The sequence below is a fragment of the Bradyrhizobium sp. sGM-13 genome, from assembly GCF_018398875.1.
Taxonomy (GTDB): Bacteria; Pseudomonadota; Alphaproteobacteria; order Rhizobiales; family Xanthobacteraceae; genus Bradyrhizobium.
Genome location: NZ_JAGWDK010000212.1, coordinates 1 through 398 on the forward strand (window position 1 = coordinate 1; position 398 = coordinate 398).

Annotated in this window: 1 protein-coding gene; it reads left to right on the forward strand. The window is 58.8% G+C overall.

Annotated features, from left to right (window positions below; all coding sequences use genetic code 11):
* Nucleotides 1-258 (forward strand): hypothetical protein (locus tag KJQ96_RS41210; protein WP_249735102.1); only part of this gene is annotated, 258 nt, incomplete at its 5' end.
* Nucleotides 259-398: the final 140 nt, after the last annotated feature.

Sequence of the window (398 nt, forward strand, 5' to 3'; positions counted from 1 at the left end):
GGCAACCGCGGCAGAAACCGCCCGGAAACCATCTACTTCCTGGGGCTGACGCTGTATTGCACGCGAAACCTGAAAGGTAACTTCAGGTTGGGATGCGCACCGAGAAATCTCGGCTGCGGCGCAGCCTTTTGTCACTGCAGGAGCTCATGCGGCGAATACGACATCACACGATCGGTGACCAGGTCGGCGAAATCAACGCCTTCCTATGCGGCCACTATGCCTATTACGGTGTCGCCGGGAATCTTCGGTGTCTCGTGAAGGTGTACCGCGCCGTGGAGCGTTACTGGCGTCGGATGTTGCGCAGCCGCAGTTGGGCCGGGCGACGCTTGACCTGGGAGAAGTACCACCAGATCAAAGCAAGGACGCCGTTACTGAAACCAAAGCTGCGCCTCCCATAT